The sequence below is a fragment of the Paracoccus fontiphilus genome, assembly GCF_017356265.1.
Taxonomy (GTDB): domain Bacteria; phylum Pseudomonadota; class Alphaproteobacteria; order Rhodobacterales; family Rhodobacteraceae; genus Paracoccus; species Paracoccus fontiphilus.
Map to the genome: position 1 here is coordinate 32,325 of NZ_JAFNAW010000022.1, position 21,008 is coordinate 53,332.

Below are 21,008 nucleotides of genomic sequence, written 5' to 3' on the forward strand. Positions count from 1 at the left end.
TCTTCTACGCCTCGATCCGCGCCAGGGCCGCGCCGAAGCCCAGCACCGCGCCCGCCGTCGCGATCAGGCCGATGCGGCCTGCCCGATGCGCCTCGACGCGGGTTTCCATCTTCATCGCCTCCATCACCGCGATGACCTGCCCGGCCTCGACCGTCGCGCCATCCTCGACCTGCCAGGCCGTCAGGGTACCGGGGACAGGGGCGGTCACGGTCGCCTCGTCGGTCTCGGCTGTCGCCTGGGCTGCGGCGGGGGTGCCGGGGGCCGCCGCCATGATGCCCGCGGGCAGGCCCAGCTCGTGGCGCTTGCCGTCGATCTCGATGGCCAGGCGCAGCAGGGCCGGGGCGTTTGCAGGCGTCACGCGGGCATGGGGCTGCACCGCTTGGGCCAGCCGGTCTGCGAAATCGGTTTCGATCCAGCGGGTATGGACGCCGAAGCTGCCGTCGTCAGCCCGGAACTCGGGCTGTTCCAGAACGGCGCGGTCGAAGGGCAGGACCGTCGCCACGCCCTCTATGCGGAACTCGGCCAGGGCGCGGCGGGCGCGGGCCAAGGCTTCGTCGCGGGTGGCGCCCGTCACGATCAGCTTGGCCATCATGGAGTCGAAGCTGCCGGGAATCACGGACCCGGCCACGACGCCACTGTCCAGACGGATGCCCGGGCCCGAGGGCGCGTCAAAGCGGTCCACGGGACCGGGCGTGGGCAGGAAGCCGCGCGCCACATCCTCGGCATTGATGCGAAACTCGATGGAATGGCCGCGCGGTTGGGGCACGCTGTCATCAGCCAGCCTGGCCCCGCGCGCCACGGCGATCATGCCGCGCACCAAGTCGATGCCGGTGGTTTCCTCGGTCACCGGATGTTCGACCTGAAGGCGGGTGTTCACCTCGAGGAACGAGATCGTGCCGTTCGCGGACAGCAGGTATTCCACCGTCCCCGCGCCGCTGTAGCCCGCATGGGCGCAGATCGCGCGGGCGCTGTCGTGGATGCGCTGGCGCTGTTCGGGGGTCAGGAAGGGCGCGGGGGCTTCCTCGACCAGCTTCTGGTTGCGGCGTTGCAGGGAACAGTCCCGCGTGCCGATCACCTTGACGGTGCCGTGACGGTCGGCAAGCACCTGCGCCTCGATATGGCGGGGGCGGTCCAGGAACTGCTCGATGAAACATTCGCCGCGGCCGAAGGCGGTCAGCGCCTCGCGGGTGGCGGACTGGAACAGTTCCTCGACCTCCTCCAAGCGCCAGGCGACCTTCATGCCGCGCCCGCCGCCGCCGAAGGCCGCCTTGATAGCGATGGGCAAGCCGTGCCGGCGGGCGAAGGCCAGGGCGTCGGCGGAGGTTTCCACCGGGCCGGGGGTGCCCGCGACCAGGGGGGCGCCGACGGCCTCGGCGATGCGACGGGCCTCGATCTTGTCGCCAAGGGCGGTGATGACGGCGGGGTCGGGACCGATCCAGAGAAGGCCCGCCTCCTGCACCGCCTGCGCGAAACCGGCGTTTTCCGACAGGAAGCCATAGCCGGGATGGATCGCATCCGCGCCCGCGCGCTGCGCGATGGCGATGATCTTTTCAGTGTTGAGATAGGTGTCGGCAGGCCTGTCGCCGCCAAGGGCAAAGGCCTGGTCGGCCATCGCCACGAAGGGCGCGTCGCGGTCGGCGTCGGCATAGACGGCGACCGTCTCGATCCCCTCGTCGCAGCAGGCGCGGATGACGCGGACGGCGATCTCGCCCCGGTTGGCGATCAGCAGGCGGCGCAGGGGCAGGGTCGGGCCGGTGGCGAAAAGGGTCATGGCTGGACCTTTATGTCATGGAAGGGGGCGGCGGCGGCAAAGCGGATGCGCGCGCCGGGGGGGATCTGGCCTGCCAAGTCAAGCGCGGACGGCAGCAGCGTGGCGATCACCGGATAGCCGCCGGTCAGCGGGTGGTCGGCCAGGAACAGCACCGGCTGGCCGGAATGGGGGATCTGGATGGCGCCGGTCTCAGTGCCCTCGGACGGCAGTTCGCGCGCGTCCTCGCGGGTGACGGGGCTGCCTTCCAGGCGGATGCCCACGCGAGAGGATTGCGGCGTGACCAGCCAGTCCTGGGACAGGAAGTGCCGGATCATGTCCGGCGTGAACCAATCGGCGCGGGGGCCGAGGGTGACGGGCAGTTCCACCACGTCGCCCGGTTTCGGCAAGGCGGACTGTTCCTCGGGCGCGGCGATGGCGGTTGCGGGGCGGTTGGCGGCGTAAAGCTGCGCGCCGCTGGTCAGCGGATCAGGGCCGACGAAGGCGAGCGTGTCGGTTGCGGCGGACCCCAGCACCGGGGCCACGTCGAAGCCGCCGCGCAGCGCCAGATAGCTGCGCATCCCGGCGTCGGGGGGCGGGATCAGCACCTCGTCCCCGGCGTCGAGCGCGAAGGCCTGGGGCATCGTCAGGCCGCCAACCGTGGCCTGCGCCGCGCCGGTCAGGCCCAGCGTCACCGGCTGTTCGGCGCGCAGCCGCACGGGGCCTAGGGTGATTTCCAGAACGGGTGCGCCGGACGGATTGCCAACCGCGCGGTTCGCCCGCCGCATCGCGCCAATGTCCAGCGCGCCCGAGGCCGAAACCCCTTGCCCGCCCTGACCCGGTCGGCCCTCGTCCTGGAAGACGATGGGAAAGGCGGTTTGCAGGACCGTCAGCGCAGGCTGGCCCTGCGGCAGGGGGATCGCCGCCGAGGGATGGACCTGCGCCACGCCTTCCACAAAGCGGGCGCGCACGCCGGGGCGCAGCAGCGCGGGCGGGTCGCGCGACAGATCCCACATCGGCACCTTGGTCGTGCCGATCAACTGCCAGCCTCCGGGCGTGTCCTGCGGATAGATGCCGCAGAACCGCGACGCCAGGGCGACCGACCCCGCCGGGATGCGGGTGCGCGGCGCGGGGCGGCGCGGCAGGTCGAAGCGCGGATCGTCGCCCGTCATGTAGGCGAAGCCCGGCGCGAAGCCGCAAAAGGCCACGGTCCATGTCGCGGCCTGATGGGCGGCGATCACCTCGGCCACGGTCAGGTCCATGTGGGCCGCGACATCGGCCAGGTCGGCGCCGTCATAGGCCATGGGGATCTCGACAGTTTCCACCGGGCCTGCCTCGCGCAGCGTGCCGGGCGCGGGCTGGCGGGACAGGATCGCCGCCGCCAGCGCCTCGTCGGCGGCAAAACCGGGCGCCACGCGGATCATCAGCGTGCGGGCGGCAGGAATGATCTCGGCCACGCCCTCGACCGGGTCGGCCCCCAGCGCGTCGAACAGGGCCAGCGTTTCGTCCAGATCGGCCAGTTCGACCAGCAGCGTGCGCGGCCCCACGGGAAGAAAGCGCATCGTCACACCTGCCACGTGCTGTCGGGAATGTCGGTGACGAACATGTGCCCCGGCGCATGGGTGATCGCGAACGGCGGCTTCGAGGCCATCACGGCGGCCTGCGGCGTCACCCCGCAGGCCCAGAAGACCGGCACCTCGCCGTCCCGGATGTCCACGGGGTCGCCGAAATCGGGACGCGAGAGATCCGCGATGCCCAAGGAGCGCGGTTCGCCGACATGGACCGGGGCGCCGTGGACCGCCGGGAAGCGGCCGGTGATCATCGCGGCCTCGGCCACGCGGTCCGCCGGGATAGGGCGCATCGACACGACCATGGGCCCGTGCAGCCGCCCCGCCGGACGGCAGGCGCGGTTGGTCAGATACATCGGCACGTTGCAGCCCTGCGCGATATGGCGCACCTCGATCCTCGCCGCCTGCAAGGGCGTCTCGAAGGTGAAGGAGCAGCCGATCAGGAAGGTCACGAGGTCGGGATGCTCGGCCCAGGCCCGGGTCGCGTCCGGGACCTCGTTCGCCAGCACCCCGTCGCGCCAGACGCGATACAGCGGGATGTCGGTGCGCAGATCCGCGCCGGGCGCAAGCGCGGACTCGAAGCTGCCGGGGTCGGTCACGTCGAGGACCGGGCAGGGCTTGGGATTGCGCTGCGCGAACAGCAGGAAGTCCCAGGCCCAATCGCGGGGCAGCGAGATCATGTTGCATTGGGTGAAGCCCGGCGCCATCCCGGCGGTCGGGGCCACGGTCGTGCGGCACGCCAGCCGGGCCGCTGCGGCGCTTGCGGGATCGGGGCGCATCACGCGGCCCCCGCGAAGGGGGCGATGGTGACGCCGCCCGCGACCAGTTCCTCGCGGATGCGCCGCGCCATGCCGACCGCGCCCGCGCTGTCGCCATGCACGCAGATGCTGTCCGCCTGAAGGCGCAGGGTCGATCCGTCGATGGCCTGGATCACGCCTTCGGTCGCCAATCGAAACATCCGGGCGGCGACGGCATCGGCATCGTGCAGCACCGCGCCCTTCTCGCGGCGCGACACAAGCTGGCCCTCGGGCGTATAGGCGCGGTCGCCGAAGGCCTCGGCCACGGTGGCAAGCCCGGCATCGGCGGCGCGCGACAGGATCTGCGTTCCCGCCAGACCCATCAGCACCAGCGAGGGGTCGATCTCCTTGATGGCGGCGATGACCGCATCGGCCTGCCGCGCGTCATTGGCGATGGTGTTGTACAGCGCGCCGTGCGGTTTCACATAGGTGACCCGCGTCCCGGCGGCGCGCGCGATCCCCTGAAGCGCGCCGATCTGGTAGATCACGTCGGCGGTCAGTTCGGCGCTGGTGACATCCATCGGGCGGCGGCCGAAGCCCACCCGGTCGGGATAGGACACATGCGCCCCCACGGCCACGCCCCGCGCGGCAGCCCCGTCCACCGTGGCGCGGATGCCCAGCGGATCGCCCGCGTGAAAGCCGCAGGCGATGTTGGCGGAGCTGACGATGTCCAGCATCGCCGCGTCGTCGCCCATGGTCCAGGCGCCGTAGCCCTCGCCCAGGTCGCTGTTCAGGTCGATGGTTCGCATGTGGTCCCCCTTACAGGCCCAGGAAGGCGAAGATTGGGCCGATGGAGCGATAGCCCATGTACCAGGTCAGCGCGCAGACGATGGCGCTGAGAACCAGCAGCGAGCGGTTGTAGCGGTGCCCGCCCATCAGGTCCGGCCGCGCAAAGCCGACATAGGTGAAGATCGTCAACCCGATGGGCAGGATCAAGCCGTTGAAGCCGCCCACGAAGACCAGCAGGGCTGCGGGCGCGGTGCCGATGGCCACGAAGACCGCCAGCGACACGCCGATGAAGACCACGGTGGCGATGTTGCGGCTGCGGTCGGTCATCGCCATGAAGGCCACCAGGAAGCTGACCGAGGTATAGGCTGCCCCGATGACCGAGGTGATGGCCGCGGCCCACAGCACCACGCCAAAGATCCGCAGCCCCCAGTCGCCGAGTGCTGCGGCAAAGGCCTGCGCCGCCGGGTTCGCGGCCTGGCTGGACAGATCCAGCGTCACGCCCGATGCGACCACGCCCAGGATCGCCAGGAACAGCACGAAGCGCATCACGCCCGTCACCGCGATCCCGGTCAGTGACGCGCGGGTGACGGCGGCCAGGTTCTCCTCGCCCACCAGGCCCTTGTCCAGCAGACGGTGCGCGCCGGAATAGGTGATGTAGCCGCCGACCGTGCCGCCGACGATGGTGGTGATGGTCGGGAAGTCGATCACGTCCGGGAAGACGGTCTGGCGCAGCGCGTCGCCCACCGGCGGGTTCGAGGTGACGGCGACGATCACAGTCATCACGATCATCAGGATGCCCAGGCCGATCAGCGACCGGTCCAGAAGCAGGCCCGCGCGCTTGGACAGGAACACCCCGATCGCCAGCAGGGCCGAGATCGCGCCGCCGATCTTGGGGTCCAGGCCGAACATGGCGTTCATCCCCAGGCCCGCGCCCGCGATGTTGCCGACGTTGAAGGCCAGCCCGCCGATCATCACCAGAATCGCCAGCAGATAGCCCGCGCCGGGGATCGCCGCGTTCGCGGTTTCCGAGGCGTTCTTGCGGGTCAATGCGGTGATGCGCCAGATGTTCAGCTGCACCACGAAGTCGATCAGGATCGAGGCCAGGATCGCGAAGGCGAAGGCCGCGCCCAGCTTGGCGGTGAAGGTCGCGGTCTGGGTGATGAAGCCCGGCCCGATGGCCGAGGTCGCCATCAGGAAGATCGCCGCCAGGAAACCGCCCCGCAGGGTGGCATTCGCGGCCGACGGACTGGTGGATGCACTCATCCGATATGCTCCCGCTGCAAGGGTGATTGCTGTTTTCCGAATGGTTGGAAGGTGAAGAACAGGTGACATTCTGTCAACGATTATTTGACATATGTAATTTGATTGTTGAACAATGCGAACTGTTACGCGCGTCGTTCAGCCAGTATGAGCGGCATCACGGAAGCGATCTGCCTGACCAAAAGGCAGTTTGCGTCAACTCTCCCCTCCTGCCAGCTTGCCTCGGTCCGGAACCGCATCCATTCTCCGCCCGAAACAAGGACATGACATGGTTATCGATCCGCCGGGCCTGGCCGAGGAAACGGCATCGCGTTTGCGCAGCGACATCATCGGGGGCCGGCTTCCGCCGGGCCATCGCCTGTCGGAAACCCGGCTGGCCGCCGATCTGGGCGTGTCGCGCAACACACTGCGCGAGGTGTTCCGCCTGCTCACGCGCGAGGGGTTGCTGAAGCACACGCCGAATCGGGGGGTCTTCGTGGCGGTGCCCTCGATGGCGACCATCGTGGACATCTACCGCGTCCGCCGCCTGATCGAGGTCCCGGCCCTGGCCCATGCCTGGCCCCGGCACGAGGCGGTGGCCCTTATGCGCGTGGCCGTCGAAAAGGCCCGTGCCGCGCGCGAGGCGCAGGACTGGCGCAGCGTCGGCAGCGCCAACATGGAGTTTCACGCAGCCATCGTCGCCCTGACCGACAGCGTGCGGCTGCAGGTGTTCTTTGCCCAGATCATCGCGGAACTGCGTCTGGCCTTCGGGCTGCTGGACAGCCCCGAGCGGCTGCACGAGCCCTATATCGACCGCAACGCCGAGGTCCTGGATCTGCTGGCCTCGGGCGATCAGGCGGGTGCGGCGGCGATGATGACGCGCTACCTGGACGAATCCGAACGGGTGGTGCTGGCGGCCTTTGCCCGGCTGGGCTAGCCGCTGGCCGTCGCCAGCAGGGGCTGACCCGCATCGGGGGCCGATGCCGCGGCGTCGGGCAGCCGGAAGCGGACCATCTGCCGCCCGGCCGCGAGCCGTGCCACGGACCAGCCGAGCAACTGGCCCCTGGGGCCGGCGATCAGGCCGCTGTCGCGCAGGCCCCCTTCGGTTCCCATCAGGCGGGCGCAAAGCGCGTCAAGGCCCGCGCCGGCTTCGGCATGGGACTGCCAGCAGGCCAGCGCCGCGGCCAGGCTGTCGGTCTGGACGGACCAAAGGTCGCGATACACCTGGTTTGTCATGGCCACCTGCCCGCCGGGCGCGAAGACCACGACAGCCTCTCCGATATTGTCCAGGATGCTGTTGCCCAGGGCCATCTCGGCGCGGAACTTGCGCGTCAGGCTCATCTCCGAGGTGATGTCCTCGAACAGGAAGGCCACGGCGCCGTCGGGGTGGGGGCGGCCGGTCACGCGATAGGTCTGGCCGCCAGGCAGGGACCATTCCTCGACATGGTGGCCGGTCGCGGCGGCGCTTTCCAGATTGCTCATCTGCTGGCGCCAGCTGCGGAAGTCCTTGGGCTCGGGCACCATCCGCAACTCGCGCAACTGATCCAGCAGGTCGAACAGCGTGGGCCGTGCCGTCAGGAAACCCGTGGGCAGGTTGGTCAGGTCGATCAGCGCCGGATTGAACAACTGCAACTGGCGCTGGCGGTCGAAGATCGCAAGGCCGATGGGCAGGTCGGCGAAGGTCTTGGTCAGGGTCTGCACGAATTCGCGCAACGACCGTTCGGCGCGCACCGCCGCATCGGCAGGCAGGGCGAACATCATCGTCTGGTCGCCCACCTGATGGCTGTGGCAGTCATACCAGGACACGGCGCCATTCTGGGTCAGCGACGCCCGTCGCGTCCGGGTGCCCGCACCCGGCACGGGCCGCGGCGATTCCAGAAGCCGCGGAAGCGGCCAGCCAATCGAATCATCCGATTGCGCCTCGGCCTTGCGCAGATAGGCGGCGTTGGCCCAGGTCACGCGTTCCTCGGCATCCTGGCGCCAGACCAGCATCGGCGTCTGGTCCAGGGACCGTCGCAGCAGGTCCAGCTCCTCCTCCATCGCCTGCTGGGACATGGAATCGACGACGATGCCCGCATATTCCGCCTGCGGGTCGGTGATGGCGATCCGCAAAAGCCCCGCGTCGATCTGCTCGACCTCCAGCCGCAGCACGGCGCTGCCCGAGCCGCCCTGGCCCAGCGATTCGAAGCGGCCCAGGCGGTCGATGCGGCCCAAGGCCTCGATCGCGTCGGGAAAGCGTGGCCCGATCCAGTGCAGAAGCCGCGTCCAGTCCCCTTCGGGCGCGGAAAAGCGGTCCAGCAGGGCGCGCGCGGGCGGCGTGGCGTCGACCAGGATCTGGTCGCGGAACAGCATCACCATCGGCTTCAGGCTGCTTTCCAACCCCTGCGGCAACCGCGGCCGGCCCCGACCCGGCCCCTTGTCCCACCAGCGCACCAGGACCGTCGCCAGCACGACCGAGGCGGTGCCGGTCAGTACCGCCAGCAGGATAAGCGCGATTCCGTGCAGGGCCATCCATCGCTCCTTCGCGTTTGGCGCAACCTTAGGAGGAGGGAGATTAAGGAACAGTTAAAACGTCACGTTCCTTGCGGGGGATTGTCGCCCAGTGGCGCGCGCGCATCGGCCGTGATCCGGTCCAGGGGCCATCTGACGGTCACGACCGCCCCCGGCCCGCCATTGGCGAAGTCCAGCCTGGCGCCGGAGCGTTCCAGCAGGGTCTTGGCGATGAACAGGCCCAGGCCCATGCCGTCATAGCCTTCGCGCTGCGCGCCCCCGCGCTTGCTGGTCAGGTAGGGATCGCCGATCCGCGACAGCAGCGCGGGCGAATAGCCGGGGCCGTCGTCGCGGATCGTCACGCAGAGCCAGCCGCTGGCGACCTGCGATTCGATCATCACGCGCGCCTTGGCAAAATCGACGGCGTTCTGGATCAGGTTGCGAAGCGCGTGGATGATGGCGGGGTCGCGGCGGATCTCGGGGCCGTCGGCGTGGATCTCGATGACGGGGCCGCGCCCGGCATGGGGCTCGGCGGCGTCTTCCAGCACGGCGCGCAGGGGGGCGATGCGCAGGTGCAGGTCGTCCTTGCCCGCCCGCCCCATGGAGCGCAGGATCTGCGCGCAGCGCACCGCGGAATCGCGCAGTGCGATGGCATCGGCCTGCAGGTCGGGGCGGTCGCCCAGTTCATCGGCCAGTTCCGCCGCGATCAGCTTGATGGTGGCCAGGGGGGTGCCCATCTCGTGCGCGGCCGCGGCCACCACCCCGCCCAGGTGCTGCAGGCGCTGCTCGCGCGCAAGCGCCATCTGCGTGGCGAACAGCGCGTTCGAGGTCGCCTGCAGTTCCACCGTGACGCGATGGGCGTAGCCCGCGAAGAACACGACGCCGATCAGCAGCGCCGTCCAGTGGCCAAGCGCCAGCGTCGGCACCAGCACCAGTTCGCGACCGTCCGCGTCATGCAGCGGCAGCGCCAGCAGCGACGCCGCCGAGACCAGGGTCATGGTCATCGCACCCAGGGCCACCGTCTCGCGCGCGTCAAGCGAGGTCGCGGCAACCGTCACCGGCGCCAGCACCAGAAGCGCGAAGGGGTTGGACAATCCCCCGGTCAACGCCATCAACGCCGAGATCTGGACCACGTCGAAGGTCAGCTGCACGACCGCCCGCCTGGCCGAGGTCCGGCGCGGCGGGGACAACACCTGCCACAGGTTCATCGCGACCGCCGCGGCGATCAGGACCAGCACGGGCAGAAGGGCGAAGCTGATCCCCATCATGCGCGCGACGATCACCGCCGCCAGCTGCCCCGCGATCGCGAACCAGCGCAGCAGCACCAGCGTGCGCATCCGGATCGGCTCGGCCTCGGCGGGGGCCTCGGGGCCGATCGGAAGACCGGCGGGGAAAAGGGAAGGATCGGCCATGCGCGCCCCGCTGCGACGTTGCGGACCTTGATACGCGGGGCCGGATGGGCGATCAATGCGCCGCTTTCTGCCCGCGCGAAGGAGACGAGCCATGGCCGACCGTAAAATCCTGCTGATCGGCTGCGTTGCCGCCGTTGCCCTGCTGGCGGCGGGGGGCATCTTCCTGGCCAGCCGGGGGGACGACCAGTTCGCCCAGTGCGGCGGCAGCGCGGTTGCGGGAGGCATGGACAGCTTCGGCACCGATTTCACGCTGACCCGGCAGGACGGGCAGCGCGTCACGGCCCAGCAGGTCTTCGACAAGCCCTCGCTTCTGTATTTCGGCTATACCTTCTGCCCCGATGTCTGCCCGATGGACAGCGCCCGCAACGCCGAGGCCGCCGCCCTGCTGGCCGAGCAGGGCAAGGACGTCCAGACCGTCTTCATCACCGTCGATCCCCGGCGCGACACGCCCGAGGTGGTCGCCGATTTCACCAGCCTGTTTCCCGGGGACATGATCGGACTGACCGGGACCGAGGAGGAGATCGCCGCCGTGAACAAGGGCTGGCGCAACTACTACAAGGCCAACGACGAGGAGGATCAGGACTATTACCTCGTCGATCACATGACCAACACCTATCTGGTCCTGCCCGGCAACAGGACGGTCGATTTCTTCAACCGCGACACCGCGCCCGAGGTCATGGCAGAGCGCGTCGGCTGCTTCGTCGATGCCATGGGCTGAGAAATGATTGCCCCTGTCCCGGGCCTGCGGCAATGTGTCCGTTCACGCAGGCTGGGATACGCGCGTCATGGAAGACGAAACACCACTCCGGATGGACCCGGGTTCCGACCCGTCGCTGCTTCTGGTGGACGACGATGAAATCTTCGTGACGCGGCTGGCCCGCGCGATGGAAAAGCGCGGCTTCGTTCCCCGCACCGCCCTGGGCGTGGCCGATGCGCTTGCCATGATCCACAGCGACCCTCCCCATTATGCCGTGGTCGACCTGCGGCTCGAGGACGGGAACGGCCTGGACGTGGTCGAGGTCCTGCGGGACCTGCGCGAGGATGCCCGGATCATCGTCCTGACCGGCTATGGGGCCATCGCCACCGCCGTCGCCGCCGTGAAGATGGGCGCCACCGACTATCTGGCAAAACCCGCGGATGCGAATGACGTAACGTCTGCGTTACTTTCGGACGGGGAATCCCTTCCTCCGCCGCCGGCCAATCCGATGTCCGCGGACCGGGTCAGATGGGAGCATATTCAGCGCGTTTATGAGCAATGCGACCGAAATGTCAGTGAAACGGCGCGGCGTTTGCATATGCATCGCCGCACGCTTCAGCGCATTCTCGCCAAGCGCGGGCCGCGCTGAGTAAAATACTGCGTCTTGTAATTTCAATTCGATTATATAAAATCCCTTTTATCAAATCTCGACGGATGAAAGAAAAATGAATCAAGACCTGGACAAGATGACGCTGAAGGAATTGCGTGATCTACGGGCAAAACTGGATCGGGCAATTAACTCCTATGAAGATCGCAAACGCCGCGAGGCGCTTGCCGCGATCGAGGAAGCCGCTCGAGAGCATGGTTTCAACCTGTCCGAACTGACGGGCGCCAAACCCCGGCGCTCCGGAACGGTGGCGCCCAAATACGCCAATCCCCAGGACCCGACGATGACCTGGACGGGACGCGGCCGGAAGCCGCGCTGGGTCCAGGAAAGCCTTGAAGGCGGCAAGCAGTTGGACGACCTTCTCATCTGATGGCGTTTTTCGCGAAAGGCCACCCTGCCGGGTGGCCTTTTTCATTCGGCCCGTCCGCCCTCGGCCACAAGCATCCCGAAGCGTTCCAGGAAGGCTGCGCGCACCTCGGCCGGGGGGCGCAATTCAATGTGCAAAACGGACAATATAGCCTCGTTTTGCAGGGGAAATAACCGTTTCGCCTCGGATTGCGTAAATCCGGCGATTTGAACGGCCTCCAGGCGCGCTGAAATACGGTCCGCCGCTTTTATTTTGGCCTTGATTGCCGGGGGTAATGTCGCGGGCAGGCCGAAGCGGCGGTGGATGGCTGCCGTCAGGCGTTCGTCCATGCGTCCATATTCGGCACCCAGCGCGGCCTTTACCGGGGAAATCATGTCGCCGATCACATATTCCGGCGCATCGTGCAACAGCGCGGCCAACCGCCAGCGCGTCTCGATCCCGGGATAAAGGCGCACCAGGATGTCCTCGACCAGCAGAGAATGCTCGGCAACGGAATAGGGCCAGTCGCCCTGGGTCTGGCCGTTCCAGCGGGCCACGAAGGCTAGGCCATGGGCGATGTCGGTGATCTCGATGTCGAGGGGCGTCGGGTCCAGCAGGTCCAGACGCCGGCCCGACAGCATCCGCTGCCAGGCCCGGCGCGGTCGTGGCGCCATGCCCTTAGGACAGGCGCTGATCGGCCGGCGCGCCCTGCTGCGCCTGCGCGCGACGAGCCAGTTCCTGGCGATACAGCGCCACGAAGTCGACCGGGTCCATGTTGAAGGGCGGGAAGCCCCCGTCGCGCGTCACGTCCGAGATGATGCGCCGCACGAAGGGGAACAGCATGCGCGGGCATTCGATCATCAGGAAGGGGTGCATCTGGTCCTCGGGCACGCCCTCGATCAGGAAGACCCCGCCATAGTCCAGTTCCGCCAGGAACAGGGTCGAGTTGTCGCCTTTGTTGGTCGAGGTCACGCGGAACTTCGAGATCACCTCGTACTGGTTGTCGCCCGCGCGCTTGCGGGCGTCCAGGCTGACCTGGACGGTGATCTCGGGCTGCACGTCGCCCTGCGGCGCGCCCTTGGTGGCCACGGCGTTCTCGAAGGACAGGTCGCGGATGTATTGCGCCAGGATCTGCATGCGCACCTGCGGCGCTGCGGGCGCCGTGCCGTTGGCGGTGGTTTCGTCGGCCATGGGATTTCCCTTCAAGGATAAGCGTCGGCCCGGGTTCTAGCAGGCGCGGCCTATCGCCTCAATGCCGCGTCCAGCCAGAGTTGCCGCGGCGCGGGGACTGGTCGTCGTCCATGTCCTCGGGCAGGTCCGGGGGCGGGCGCCGGTCGCCGGCGGGGGACGCGTCCTCGACCACGTAGTCGGCGTCGATCACCCCGTCGGCATAGGGGGGGCGGTAGGTTTCGCGCCGGGCCATGTGCACGGTCCTGACCCGCATCCGGCGTCCGGCCTGCCGCATCACCAGGTCGCGCAGCGGCGGGATCAGCAGCAGCAGCCCGACGATGTCGGTGAAAAAGCCGGGCACGATCAGCAGCAGGCCCGCGATCATCAGCATCATGCCGTGGGCCAGCGGACGGGAAGGATCGCGCAGCTCGGCCAGGCTGCGCTGGGCCTGAAGCCAGGCATGGGCGCCCTGGCTGCGGATCACCGCCATCCCCAGGACCGCCGCCCCGATCACCAGCCCCAGCGTGGCCCAGACCCCGATCAGCCCGCCCACCTGGATGAACAGCGCGATCTCGATGATCGGCAGCGCCACGAACAGCCACAACAGCCACATGCGGTTTCCCCTTTCCGGACAGGGGATAACTGGACTCGCCCCCGACCAATCCCTACATAATGACGCAAGTCGAAGATACCAGCCAAGACCACATGAGGCCGATCGCATGAACAACCCGTTGCTGCAGTTGCTTGTCCTGGCCGGGATCGCGATCTTCCTCATCCTGCGGCTGCGCAACGTGCTGGGCACCCGCGACGGGTTCGAGCCGCCGCAGGTCGAGGCGCCCGATCGTCCCCGCCCGCGCTTTGACGTGATCGAGGGCTCGGCCGAGGAAGCCGACCACGACATCCTAGACCATGCCGAGGCGGGCAGCGCCGCTGCCCGGGCGCTTGCCGCGATGAAGGCGGTCGAGCCGTCATTCGGCGTGATGGACTTCCTGAACGGCGCGAAAGGGGCCTACGAGATGATCCTCATGGCCTTCGAGCGCGGCGACCTGTCCGAGGTGCGACCTTTCCTGGCGGAACCCGTGGCCGCGGCCTTCCAGTCGGTGATCGACGCCCGTGCGGCAAATGGCCACACCGTGACGGCGCAGTATATCGGCACGCGCGAAACCGCCCTGGCGGGGGCGGAATACGATCCCGCCACCGGCATGGCCGAGATTTCCGTCCGCTTCGTGGGCGAGCTGATCGCGGCCACGCGCGACGCGCAGGGCAATGTGGTCGAGGGCGATCCCAAGGCCGCCCGCAAGCAGCGCGACACCTGGACCTTTGCGCGGCGCATGGGCCAGGACGATCCGAACTGGCAGCTGGTCGCGACGGGCTGATGGCCCGGCACCGGGGCCTGACCCCCGAGGACAGGGACCTGTGGGCGCGTGTCGCCCGCAGCGCTGTCCCGATGCATCCCGAGCGGCCCAAGCCCGCCGACTCCGAGGCGCGTCCGGTCCCGAAGCCCGTGGCGCCGCGCCCCCGCATCCCCGATTTCAGCATCGGCCAGACGGCGGCATCCCGGCCCGCCGCGCTGCCCTCGCCCTCAAGTCCCGCACAGCGGCTGGCGCAGCAGCCCTTGCGCATGGACCACAAGACCCATCGCCGCATGGCGCTGGGCAAGCTGCCGCCCGAGGCGAGGCTGGATCTGCATGGCATGACCCTGGCCGCCGCCCATCCCGAGCTGATCGGCTTCATCCTGTCCTGCCACACGCAGGGGCACCGGCTGGTGCTGGTCATCACCGGCAAGGGGCGGGGCGACCATGGCCCTCTGCCGACCCGGCCCGGCGCCCTGCGCCACCAGGTGCCGCACTGGCTGCACATGCCGCCCCTGTCCTCGGTCGTCCAGCAGGTCACGCCCGCCCATTACCGCCACGGCGGCGAGGGGGCCTATTACGTGTATCTGCGCCGCGCGGGATAGGGTGGGGTTCCACCCCGCCACGCCACGCCCCCGGAAGAGGGCGACAGCCCACCTGCACCGCCGTTCGACCCGGCCGAAGGCCCCGCCGATCGGCCCGCGCAGGCAGGGTCGGGCACGAAAAGAAGCGCCGCCAGCGTCACCTTCACGGGAACGCTCGCGGCGAGACTGTCAGGGATGTCGGCGGCGGGCGGGACCCGGCCTCAGACTCGGCCGCCGTAATTTGCCTTGGGCCCGGCGAAATACCAGATGATCAGGCCAAGCACCGGCAGGATCGCGATCAGGGCGATCCACAGGATCTTGGTGCCCGTGCTGACATTCGTGTTGATGACCGAGGCGATGGCCCAGACATCCAGCACGAAGATGATGATCCCGAAGACGTAACCCATTATCGGCTCCCTCTTGTTCTGAACGGCCAACCCGGAAGCGCGCCGCGCGGTTCCCTTACAGGACGTAGCGCGACAGGTCGGTGGACCGCGACAGGTCGCCCAGGTGGCGTTCGACATAGGCCGCATCGACCTGGACCGTCTCGCCGTCCTTGTCGGGGGCGCTGAAGGACAGTTCCTCGAACACGCGCTCGATCACGGTGTAAAGGCGGCGGGCGCCGATGTTTTCCACTGCCGCGTTCACCTCGGCGGCGATGCGGGCCAGGGCGGCGATGCCGTCGGGGGCGAAACCGACGGTCACGCCCTCGGTCGCCATCAGCGCCGTGTATTGCCGCGTCAGGGCATTGTCGGTCTCGGTCAGGATGCGGATGAAGTCCTCCTCGGTCAGCGCGCGCAGTTCCACCCGGATCGGCAACCGGCCCTGCAACTCCGGCAGCAGGTCGCTGGGCTTGGCGACATGGAACGCGCCCGAGGCGATGAACAGGATGTGGTCGGTCTTGACTGGCCCGTATTTGGTGGACACCGTCGTGCCCTCGATCAGGGGCAGCAGGTCGCGCTGCACGCCCTCGCGGCTGACATCGCCGCCGCGCGCGTCCGACCGCGCGCAGACCTTGTCGATCTCGTCGATGAAGACGATGCCGTTCTGCTGGACCGCGTCCAGGGCCGAGGCCTTGACCGCGTCGTCGTCCAGAAGCTTGTCGGCTTCCTCGGCGATCAGGTGGTCATAGCTTTCGGCCACCGTCATCTTGCGCCGCACCCGCCGTCCGCCGAAGGCCTTCATCAGCCCCGACAGATCCATCATGCCGCCCAGGCTGGCGCCCGGCTGGCCCGGAATCTCCATCGCGCCAAGCGGGTTCGAATTGTCCTGCACCTCAAGCTCGATCACGGTGCCGTCCAACTCGCCGCGCTTCAGCTTGTCGCGGAACATCTGGCGGGTGCCGTCGCGGGCGTCCTTGCCCGCAAGCGCCTCGATCACGCGGTCCTCGGCGGACTTGTGGGCGCGGGCCTTGACCTCCTCGCGCATCCGCTCGCGGGTGTCGATCATCGCGGCGTCCGTCAGGTCGCGGATGATCTGCTCCACGTCGCGGCCGACATAGCCGACTTCCGTGAACTTCGTGGCCTCGACCTTGATGAAGGGGGCGTTGGCCAGCTTGGCCAGGCGGCGGCTGATCTCGGTCTTGCCGACGCCGGTGGGGCCGATCATCAGGATGTTCTTGGGATACACCTCGTCGCGCAGGTCGTCACCCAGCTGCTTGCGGCGCCAGCGGTTGCGCAGCGCCACCGCCACGGCGCGCTTGGCGTCCTTCTGGCCAATGATGAAGCGGTCCAGCTCGGACACGATTTCGCGCGGGGTCAGGTCGGTCATGGGTCTGCCTTCTTGTCGGTTCCTGCCCAAATAGACAGCCGGAGGCCGATTTTGAAGGGTTGCAAATTGTAGCTACAGTTCGTATCTTCAAGTCATGCCCGGCAAGGGCAGGCGACAACCCTCGCGCATCAGGCGGAAAACAGGCGATCTGACATGTCACGGTTCAACTGCGATACCCTGAGGCGGGCACCATGTTCGAATGGGATGAGGAAAAGCGCCTTGCGACGCTTGAGAAACACGGCATCGACTTCATCGACGCGGCCGAGATCTTCGCCCATCCCTTTCTGAGGCTGCCCGGCAAAAGCGATGTCGAACACCGCGACATCGCCGTGGGGCTGCTGGGCGGGGTTTATATCGCGGTCGTTTTCACGGTACGTCACGATGTCATTCGCATCATAACTGCCCGGAGGGCGCGGAGAAATGAGCGAGAAGGTTACCAGACCCATGTCCTTGGACGAGATCCGGCGGATGAAAAGCCGGACCGACTGGGACCGTTTGCGCAAGGCAGGGGATCATGAGGGCGAGGCGGAGTTTCCGGTGGACTGGTCGGCGGTCGAGGTGGTCGTCCCCGAGCCCAAGCGCCTGATCTCTCTGCGGCTGGATGCCGATGTAGTGGATTTCTTCCGCAGGCAGGGCAAGGGCTACCAGACGCGGATGAACGCGGTGCTGCGCGCCTACAAGGAAGCGCAGGAAAAGGCGGGCTGAGGCCCATGTCCGGGCCGGTGCTGTCCTTCACGCCCGTCACTGCCGCCGACCTGCCGCTGCTGGCGGCCTGGATGGACCAGCCGCATTGGCGCGACTGGTGGAGCGACGATGTCGCGACCGAGCTTGGCTATATCCGCGACATCATCGCCGGGCGCGACAGCACGCGGGCCTTTCTGTTCCGCCTGGACGGACGGCCTGTCGGCTATATCCAGGTCTGGTGGATCGCCGACGCGCGGGTGGAACCCTGGCTGTCCGACGCGCCCTGGGTGATGGATCTGCCGGACGACGCGGTGGGCGTCGATCTGTCCATCGGCCCGCCGGATCTGCTGTCGCAGGGGATCGGGTCGCAGGTCCTGGCGCGTTTCGTGGCAATGCTGCGGGCCGAGGGACACCGGACCATTGTCATCGACCCCGACATCGCCAACCACCGGGCGATCCGGGCCTATCGCAAGGCCGGTTTCCAGCCGATCGCGGAGCTTGCCGGGCGCACGGGCGACGTCCTTCTGATGCGCCACGAGGGGCCGGGCACGGAACAATCCGCCGGGCGCCACGTTGCCACGGGCACCCCTTAGCGGAGGACAGGACATGCCCACCCCCGACGAACTGAAAGCCCGCCTGTGGAAGGCCCTGCGGTCCGACATGACCGTGATGCTGGGCCTTGTGGGCGGCGAACACGGCCATACCCGGCCCATGACCTCGCAGATCGAGGAAGGGGATCACGGACCGCTGTGGTTCTTCACGTCCAGGGACAACGCCCTGATCCAGAAGCTGGGCCAAGGCGGCGCGCAGGAGGCGGGCGTGCAGTTCGTGTCCAAGGGCCACGACCTTTGGGCGTCCATCGAAGGCACGCTGCGCGAGGACACCGACCCGGCCGTCGTGGACCGGCTGTGGAACCCCCATGTCGCCGCGTGGTACGAACACGGCAAGGACGATCCCAAGCTGGCCTTGCTGCGCTTCGACCCCGACAAGGCCGAGATCTGGCTGGACGCCTCCAGCATCGTCGCGGGCGCCATGGTGGCGCTTGGCATCAGCGATCCCAAGGAAAGCTACAAGGACAACGTGGCGACCGTCCGCCTGTAATCCTTGCCACCGGATACCGGGCTTGGGCCCGGTATCCGCGCGCGTTCAGGCGCCGATGATTTCGACCGTCAGCTTGCCGTTCGTGTAGACGCAGATGTCGGCGGCGATCGCCATGGCCTTGCGCGCCACCGCTTCGGCATCAAGGTCGCTTTCCATCAGGCCCCGCGCGGCGGCAAGCGCGAAGTTGCCGCCCGATCCGATGGCGGCGACGTCATGTTCCGGCTCCAGCACGTCGCCCGCGCCGGTCACGACGTAAAGCCCCTGCCCGTCGGTCACGATCAGCATGGCCTCCAGGTTGCGCAGGTACTTGTCCATGCGCCAGTCCTTCGCCAGATCGACGCAGGCCCGCTGCAACTGGCCGGGCGCGGCCTCCAGCTTCTTTTCCAGCCGCTCCAGCAGGGTGAAGGCATCGGCGGTCGATCCCGCGAAGCCCACCACCACGTCGCGCCCGCCGGGCGTCAGGCGGCGCACCTTGCGGGCGGTGCCCTTCATCACGGTGGGGCCGACGCTGACCTGCCCGTCGCCCGCGACCACCACCTTGCCGCCGCGCCGCACCGCGAGGATCGTGGTGCCGTGCCAATCGGGAAATCTGTCATCCGCCATAAGGTGTTCCTTCCATTTCCGGCTTGCAGATATGGGCACGGGTCCGGCCTTGCAACCCGTCGGCCCCTTGTGCAGCGTAGCGCGCATGGACCAGCCCCGCATCCTGCGCATCTACCTGCACCCACCAACCCTGCAGATGGCACGGGCGGGCAAGCTGGGCTTTCTGAACCGGATGTCCCGCCTGCTGGAGGATCGCGGCTGGCGGGTCGAGATCGCGCGGTCGGGCAAGGACGCGCGCGCTGCCGCCCCGTCCTTGCCGGGCCATGCGCTGTATCACATGGAACAGCCCACCCATGACCGCGCCCTGACCTTCCGGCTGGCCTATCACTATCCCTTCTGGCGGCTTGAACGCCATGCGGAGCGCTGGTCCTGGCCCATCGCGCAAGGGCGCTTCGACCCCGGTGCGGTCGATGCGCAGGCCGCGCGCGATTTCGCCGACCGGCTGCGCCGCCGCGTCCTGCCGGGACCGGAGCCGGTCCGGGGCGATCACGTCCTGATCCCCCTGCAGGGCCGGTTGCGCGCGTGCCGGTCCTTCCAGACCATGAGCCCGGTCAGGATGGTCGAGGCCGTCGCCCGCACCGGCCGCCCGGCCGTCGCCACCCTTCACCCGAAGGAAACCTATGACGCCGGCGACCGCGATGCGCTGGACCGGCTGACCCGGCGATACCCGAACCTGACGGTCGGCGGCGACACGGCCGGTCTGTTGCGGACCTGCGCCTTCGTGGCCGCGCAGAACAGCGGCGTGGCCTTTGACGGGCTGATCCTGGGCAAGCCCGCCGTGCTGTTCGGGATGTCCGATTTCCACCACATCGCGCTGAACGTGGCCGCGCTCGGGGCGGACGAGGCCCTGGCGCGCGCGCCCGGCCACCGTCCCGATTTCGCCGCCTATCTGTACTGGTTCCTGCGCCGGACCAGCCTGGACATGATGGCGCCGGATGCGGACGGGCGGATGCTGGCGGCCATGAGAAAGGGCGGCTGGCCCGTGTGAACCAGCCGCCCTCTGGCGATCACGAAGGACGGATCAGATCGACTCGTCGATCCAGCTTTTCAGCGCGGCCTTGGGGGCAGCGCCCATGCGGTTCGACACGACCTCGCCGCCCTTGAACATGAACAAGGCCGGGATGCCGCGCACGCCAAGGGCGGCGGCCTGTTCCTGGTTCTCGTCGATGTTGACCTTCACGATCTTGATCTTGCCCGCGTATTCATCGGACAGTTCTTCCAGCGCGGGGCCGATCTGCTTGCAGGGGCCGCACCATTCCGCCCAGAAGTCGACGATCACGGGGGTGTCGGACTGCCGGACTTCGGTGTCGAACTGGGCGTCGGTGACGGGCTGGGTGGCCATGGGGTCGCTCCTTCAGGGATGGATGCCGGCGGGGTGCGGCAAAAAGGCTGTCGTCAACAGCTATGAAGCCAGGGCCCCCCGGTCAAGGGCCGCGATGGTCCGGTCCAGCACGGCATCGGGGATCGGCATCAGGCTGCGCGTGGCCGTCCACAGGATCGAGACCTCGACCGGGCGGCTGGGCCAGATCATCCGCAGCGCCGCGCGATAGGCCGCCATCTGCCGCAGAATGCCCTCGGGCGTGTCCTCGGGGCGGTCGGGCACGACCGCGTTCGACTTGTAGTCCACGGCCAGGACACGCGCCTCGGTCAGGATCAGCCGGTCGATGCTGCCATGGACGGTGCCGATGCCCGGCAGGGGGGCGGTCAGCTCCACCTCGGTCAGGACCTGGGCGGCAGGGTCGGGCGCCATGATGTCGGACAGCGCGGGGGCGTCGATGACCGCCGCCGCCTCGGCCAGAAGCTCGGCCAGTTCGGCGGCGTCGGGCAGCCCGCCCTCGGCCCCCGCCAGCAGGGCGCGGGCTATGCGGGGCCAGTGCAGTGCAGGCTGGCGGGGCAGGTGTTCCAGAAGCAGGTGCAGCCGGGTGCCGCGCAGCATGGCGGCATGGGGATCGGCATCGGCGGTGGGGGCGCCGATCACCTTGGCCCCGCCAAGCGCGGTCGCGGCGATCGGCAGGCGGCGCGGCGGCGCCGGGGGCGCGCGCCGGCTTGCCC

Annotated in this window: 26 protein-coding genes; 11 read left to right on the forward strand and 15 right to left on the reverse strand. The window is 68.4% G+C overall.

Translation table 11 applies throughout. From position 1 onward, the window contains the following. Positions 1–4: 4 nt before the first annotated feature. Genes J0F76_RS09835 through J0F76_RS09855 form a run of 5 tightly spaced genes read right to left on the reverse strand, consistent with a single transcriptional unit; the run spans position 5 to position 6,104 of the window. Positions 5–1,771 carry an acetyl/propionyl/methylcrotonyl-CoA carboxylase subunit alpha gene (locus J0F76_RS09835; protein ID WP_242690114.1) on the reverse strand — a complete coding sequence of 589 codons (1,767 nt, stop codon included), beginning with the start codon at positions 1,769–1,771 and terminating at the stop codon, positions 5–7. Beyond that, positions 1,768–3,309: a 5-oxoprolinase subunit B/C family protein gene (locus J0F76_RS09840; RefSeq protein WP_207468603.1), complete on the reverse strand. Its 1,542-nt coding sequence runs from the start codon at positions 3,307–3,309 to the stop codon at positions 1,768–1,770. Before J0F76_RS09840 ends, J0F76_RS09835 begins: the two co-directional genes overlap by 4 nt. A 2-nt stretch (positions 3,310–3,311) precedes the next feature. After that, complete coding sequence (locus J0F76_RS09845; protein WP_207468605.1) at positions 3,312–4,094, reverse strand: putative hydro-lyase; 783 nt, start codon at positions 4,092–4,094, stop codon at positions 3,312–3,314. Next, entirely contained in the window at positions 4,094–4,861 is a 768-nt protein-coding gene (locus J0F76_RS09850) for a LamB/YcsF family protein (protein ID WP_207468614.1), read from the reverse strand. The genes J0F76_RS09845 and J0F76_RS09850 overlap by 1 nt, the downstream gene beginning before the upstream one ends. 10 nt (positions 4,862–4,871) lie before the next feature. Continuing rightward, positions 4,872–6,104 carry an NRAMP family divalent metal transporter gene (locus tag J0F76_RS09855; RefSeq protein WP_207468616.1) on the reverse strand — a complete coding sequence of 411 codons (1,233 nt, stop codon included), beginning with the start codon at positions 6,102–6,104 and terminating at the stop codon, positions 4,872–4,874. Between the two features lie 265 nt (positions 6,105–6,369). Between J0F76_RS09855 and J0F76_RS09860 the strand changes: the two genes are divergently transcribed. Beyond that, a complete protein-coding gene (locus J0F76_RS09860; RefSeq protein WP_207468618.1) occupies positions 6,370–7,017 on the forward strand; it encodes a GntR family transcriptional regulator in 648 nt (215 codons plus the stop codon). Here J0F76_RS09860 and J0F76_RS09865 read toward each other — a convergent pair. Both J0F76_RS09865 and J0F76_RS09870 read right to left on the reverse strand, forming a co-directional pair. Continuing rightward, positions 7,014–8,591, reverse strand: coding sequence for a PAS-domain containing protein (locus J0F76_RS09865; protein WP_207468628.1), 1,578 nt, complete (start codon positions 8,589–8,591; stop codon positions 7,014–7,016). The two genes, J0F76_RS09860 and J0F76_RS09865, sit on opposite strands and share 4 nt — an antisense overlap. A gap of 62 nt (positions 8,592–8,653) precedes the next feature. Beyond that, positions 8,654–9,982 (reverse strand): ActS/PrrB/RegB family redox-sensitive histidine kinase, encoded by a 1,329-nt coding sequence (locus tag J0F76_RS09870; protein ID WP_207468636.1) that lies wholly within the window; start codon positions 9,980–9,982, stop codon positions 8,654–8,656. 91 nt (positions 9,983–10,073) lie between these two features. On the opposite strand from J0F76_RS09870, the gene J0F76_RS09875 reads away from it, so the two are divergent. From J0F76_RS09875 to J0F76_RS09885, 3 genes are all read left to right on the forward strand, one after another. Further along, positions 10,074–10,700, forward strand: a complete 627-nt coding sequence (locus J0F76_RS09875) for an SCO family protein (RefSeq protein ID WP_207468638.1) — start codon at positions 10,074–10,076, stop codon at positions 10,698–10,700. A 91-nt stretch (positions 10,701–10,791) separates the two neighbouring features. Then, positions 10,792–11,328: an ActR/PrrA/RegA family redox response regulator transcription factor gene (locus J0F76_RS09880; RefSeq protein WP_377707407.1), complete on the forward strand. Its 537-nt coding sequence runs from the start codon at positions 10,792–10,794 to the stop codon at positions 11,326–11,328. A gap of 76 nt (positions 11,329–11,404) precedes the next feature. Beyond that, positions 11,405–11,716, forward strand: a complete 312-nt coding sequence (locus tag J0F76_RS09885; protein ID WP_207468650.1) for an H-NS histone family protein — start codon at positions 11,405–11,407, stop codon at positions 11,714–11,716. Positions 11,717–11,757: 41 nt separating this feature from the next. Here the strand turns inward: J0F76_RS09885 and J0F76_RS09890 are convergent, their stop codons facing one another. The 3 genes from J0F76_RS09890 to J0F76_RS09900 are packed head-to-tail and all read right to left on the reverse strand — an operon-like array spanning position 11,758 to position 13,475. Continuing rightward, positions 11,758–12,366: an HD domain-containing protein gene (locus J0F76_RS09890; protein WP_207468652.1), complete on the reverse strand. Its 609-nt coding sequence runs from the start codon at positions 12,364–12,366 to the stop codon at positions 11,758–11,760. 4 nt (positions 12,367–12,370) lie between these two features. Continuing rightward, positions 12,371–12,883, reverse strand: coding sequence for a protein-export chaperone SecB (gene secB, locus J0F76_RS09895; RefSeq protein ID WP_207468654.1), 513 nt, complete (start codon positions 12,881–12,883; stop codon positions 12,371–12,373). Between the two features lie 58 nt (positions 12,884–12,941). After that, positions 12,942–13,475, reverse strand: a complete 534-nt coding sequence (locus J0F76_RS09900; RefSeq protein ID WP_207468656.1) for an FxsA family protein — start codon at positions 13,473–13,475, stop codon at positions 12,942–12,944. 106 nt (positions 13,476–13,581) lie between these two features. On the opposite strand from J0F76_RS09900, the gene J0F76_RS09905 reads away from it, so the two are divergent. Both J0F76_RS09905 and J0F76_RS09910 read left to right on the forward strand, forming a co-directional pair. Beyond that, complete coding sequence (locus J0F76_RS09905; RefSeq protein ID WP_207468658.1) at positions 13,582–14,238, forward strand: Tim44/TimA family putative adaptor protein; 657 nt, start codon at positions 13,582–13,584, stop codon at positions 14,236–14,238. Then, a complete protein-coding gene (locus J0F76_RS09910) occupies positions 14,238–14,819 on the forward strand; it encodes a Smr/MutS family protein (protein WP_207468660.1) in 582 nt (193 codons plus the stop codon). The genes J0F76_RS09905 and J0F76_RS09910 overlap by 1 nt, the downstream gene beginning before the upstream one ends. 200 nt (positions 14,820–15,019) lie before the next feature. Here the strand turns inward: J0F76_RS09910 and J0F76_RS09915 are convergent, their stop codons facing one another. Further along, positions 15,020–15,205: a PLD nuclease N-terminal domain-containing protein gene (locus J0F76_RS09915; protein ID WP_207468662.1), complete on the reverse strand. Its 186-nt coding sequence runs from the start codon at positions 15,203–15,205 to the stop codon at positions 15,020–15,022. Between the two features lie 55 nt (positions 15,206–15,260). Continuing rightward, the gene (gene hslU / locus J0F76_RS09920) at positions 15,261–16,568 is read right to left on the reverse strand and encodes an ATP-dependent protease ATPase subunit HslU (protein ID WP_207468664.1); all 1,308 of its coding nucleotides are present in this window, start codon (positions 16,566–16,568) and stop codon (positions 15,261–15,263) included. 191 nt (positions 16,569–16,759) lie between these two features. Between hslU and J0F76_RS21355 the strand changes: the two genes are divergently transcribed. The 4 genes from J0F76_RS21355 to J0F76_RS09940 are packed head-to-tail and all read left to right on the forward strand — an operon-like array spanning position 16,760 to position 18,353. After that, positions 16,760–17,086 (forward strand): BrnT family toxin, encoded by a 327-nt coding sequence (locus J0F76_RS21355; RefSeq protein ID WP_207468666.1) that lies wholly within the window; start codon positions 16,760–16,762, stop codon positions 17,084–17,086. Further along, on the forward strand, positions 17,013–17,273 hold the full coding sequence (locus J0F76_RS09930; protein WP_242690116.1) for a BrnA antitoxin family protein: 261 nt from the start codon (positions 17,013–17,015) through the stop codon (positions 17,271–17,273). The genes J0F76_RS21355 and J0F76_RS09930 overlap by 74 nt, the downstream gene beginning before the upstream one ends. A 5-nt stretch (positions 17,274–17,278) precedes the next feature. Continuing rightward, complete coding sequence (locus J0F76_RS09935; RefSeq protein WP_242690117.1) at positions 17,279–17,845, forward strand: GNAT family N-acetyltransferase; 567 nt, start codon at positions 17,279–17,281, stop codon at positions 17,843–17,845. Between the two features lie 13 nt (positions 17,846–17,858). Then, positions 17,859–18,353: a pyridoxamine 5'-phosphate oxidase family protein gene (locus tag J0F76_RS09940; RefSeq protein WP_207468677.1), complete on the forward strand. Its 495-nt coding sequence runs from the start codon at positions 17,859–17,861 to the stop codon at positions 18,351–18,353. Between the two features lie 45 nt (positions 18,354–18,398). Here J0F76_RS09940 and hslV read toward each other — a convergent pair whose 3' ends face one another. After that, complete coding sequence (hslV, locus tag J0F76_RS09945) at positions 18,399–18,956, reverse strand: ATP-dependent protease subunit HslV (protein WP_207468679.1); 558 nt, start codon at positions 18,954–18,956, stop codon at positions 18,399–18,401. A gap of 85 nt (positions 18,957–19,041) precedes the next feature. On the opposite strand from hslV, the gene J0F76_RS09950 reads away from it, so the two are divergent. After that, the gene (locus J0F76_RS09950) at positions 19,042–19,944 is read left to right on the forward strand and encodes a hypothetical protein (protein WP_207468681.1); all 903 of its coding nucleotides are present in this window, start codon (positions 19,042–19,044) and stop codon (positions 19,942–19,944) included. A 33-nt stretch (positions 19,945–19,977) separates the two neighbouring features. On the opposite strand, the gene trxA is transcribed toward J0F76_RS09950, so the two are convergent. Next, entirely contained in the window at positions 19,978–20,298 is a 321-nt protein-coding gene (gene trxA, locus J0F76_RS09955; RefSeq protein WP_207468684.1) for a thioredoxin, read from the reverse strand. 60 nt (positions 20,299–20,358) lie between these two features. Next, positions 20,359–21,008: PD-(D/E)XK nuclease family protein (locus J0F76_RS09960; protein ID WP_207468685.1), on the reverse strand; the 650-nt coding region annotated here is incomplete at its 5' end.

Bases quoted from the DNA above. Each gene is read 5' to 3' on its own strand.
- J0F76_RS09835 (WP_242690114.1), bottom strand. From the start codon at position 1,771: ATGACCCTTTTCGCCACCGGCCCGACCCTGCCCCTGCGCCGCCTGCTG.
- J0F76_RS09840 (WP_207468603.1), bottom strand. From the start codon at position 3,309: ATGCGCTTTCTTCCCGTGGGGCCGCGCACGCTGCTGGTCGAACTGGCC.
- J0F76_RS09845 (WP_207468605.1), bottom strand. From the start codon at position 4,094: ATGCGCCCCGATCCCGCAAGCGCCGCAGCGGCCCGGCTGGCGTGCCGC.
- J0F76_RS09850 (WP_207468614.1), bottom strand. From the start codon at position 4,861: ATGCGAACCATCGACCTGAACAGCGACCTGGGCGAGGGCTACGGCGCC.
- J0F76_RS09855 (WP_207468616.1), bottom strand. From the start codon at position 6,104: ATGAGTGCATCCACCAGTCCGTCGGCCGCGAATGCCACCCTGCGGGGC.
- J0F76_RS09860 (WP_207468618.1), top strand. From the start codon at position 6,370: ATGGTTATCGATCCGCCGGGCCTGGCCGAGGAAACGGCATCGCGTTTG.
- J0F76_RS09865 (WP_207468628.1), bottom strand. From the start codon at position 8,591: ATGGCCCTGCACGGAATCGCGCTTATCCTGCTGGCGGTACTGACCGGC.
- J0F76_RS09870 (WP_207468636.1), bottom strand. From the start codon at position 9,982: ATGGCCGATCCTTCCCTTTTCCCCGCCGGTCTTCCGATCGGCCCCGAG.
- J0F76_RS09875 (WP_207468638.1), top strand. From the start codon at position 10,074: ATGGCCGACCGTAAAATCCTGCTGATCGGCTGCGTTGCCGCCGTTGCC.
- J0F76_RS09880 (WP_377707407.1), top strand. From the start codon at position 10,792: ATGGACCCGGGTTCCGACCCGTCGCTGCTTCTGGTGGACGACGATGAA.
- J0F76_RS09885 (WP_207468650.1), top strand. From the start codon at position 11,405: ATGAATCAAGACCTGGACAAGATGACGCTGAAGGAATTGCGTGATCTA.
- J0F76_RS09890 (WP_207468652.1), bottom strand. From the start codon at position 12,366: ATGGCGCCACGACCGCGCCGGGCCTGGCAGCGGATGCTGTCGGGCCGG.
- secB (WP_207468654.1), bottom strand. From the start codon at position 12,883: ATGGCCGACGAAACCACCGCCAACGGCACGGCGCCCGCAGCGCCGCAG.
- J0F76_RS09900 (WP_207468656.1), bottom strand. From the start codon at position 13,475: ATGTGGCTGTTGTGGCTGTTCGTGGCGCTGCCGATCATCGAGATCGCG.
- J0F76_RS09905 (WP_207468658.1), top strand. From the start codon at position 13,582: ATGAACAACCCGTTGCTGCAGTTGCTTGTCCTGGCCGGGATCGCGATC.
- J0F76_RS09910 (WP_207468660.1), top strand. From the start codon at position 14,238: ATGGCCCGGCACCGGGGCCTGACCCCCGAGGACAGGGACCTGTGGGCG.
- J0F76_RS09915 (WP_207468662.1), bottom strand. From the start codon at position 15,205: ATGGGTTACGTCTTCGGGATCATCATCTTCGTGCTGGATGTCTGGGCC.
- hslU (WP_207468664.1), bottom strand. From the start codon at position 16,568: ATGACCGACCTGACCCCGCGCGAAATCGTGTCCGAGCTGGACCGCTTC.
- J0F76_RS21355 (WP_207468666.1), top strand. From the start codon at position 16,760: ATGTTCGAATGGGATGAGGAAAAGCGCCTTGCGACGCTTGAGAAACAC.
- J0F76_RS09930 (WP_242690116.1), top strand. From the start codon at position 17,013: ATGTCCTTGGACGAGATCCGGCGGATGAAAAGCCGGACCGACTGGGAC.
- J0F76_RS09935 (WP_242690117.1), top strand. From the start codon at position 17,279: ATGTCCGGGCCGGTGCTGTCCTTCACGCCCGTCACTGCCGCCGACCTG.
- J0F76_RS09940 (WP_207468677.1), top strand. From the start codon at position 17,859: ATGCCCACCCCCGACGAACTGAAAGCCCGCCTGTGGAAGGCCCTGCGG.
- hslV (WP_207468679.1), bottom strand. From the start codon at position 18,956: ATGGCGGATGACAGATTTCCCGATTGGCACGGCACCACGATCCTCGCG.
- J0F76_RS09950 (WP_207468681.1), top strand. From the start codon at position 19,042: ATGGACCAGCCCCGCATCCTGCGCATCTACCTGCACCCACCAACCCTG.
- trxA (WP_207468684.1), bottom strand. From the start codon at position 20,298: ATGGCCACCCAGCCCGTCACCGACGCCCAGTTCGACACCGAAGTCCGG.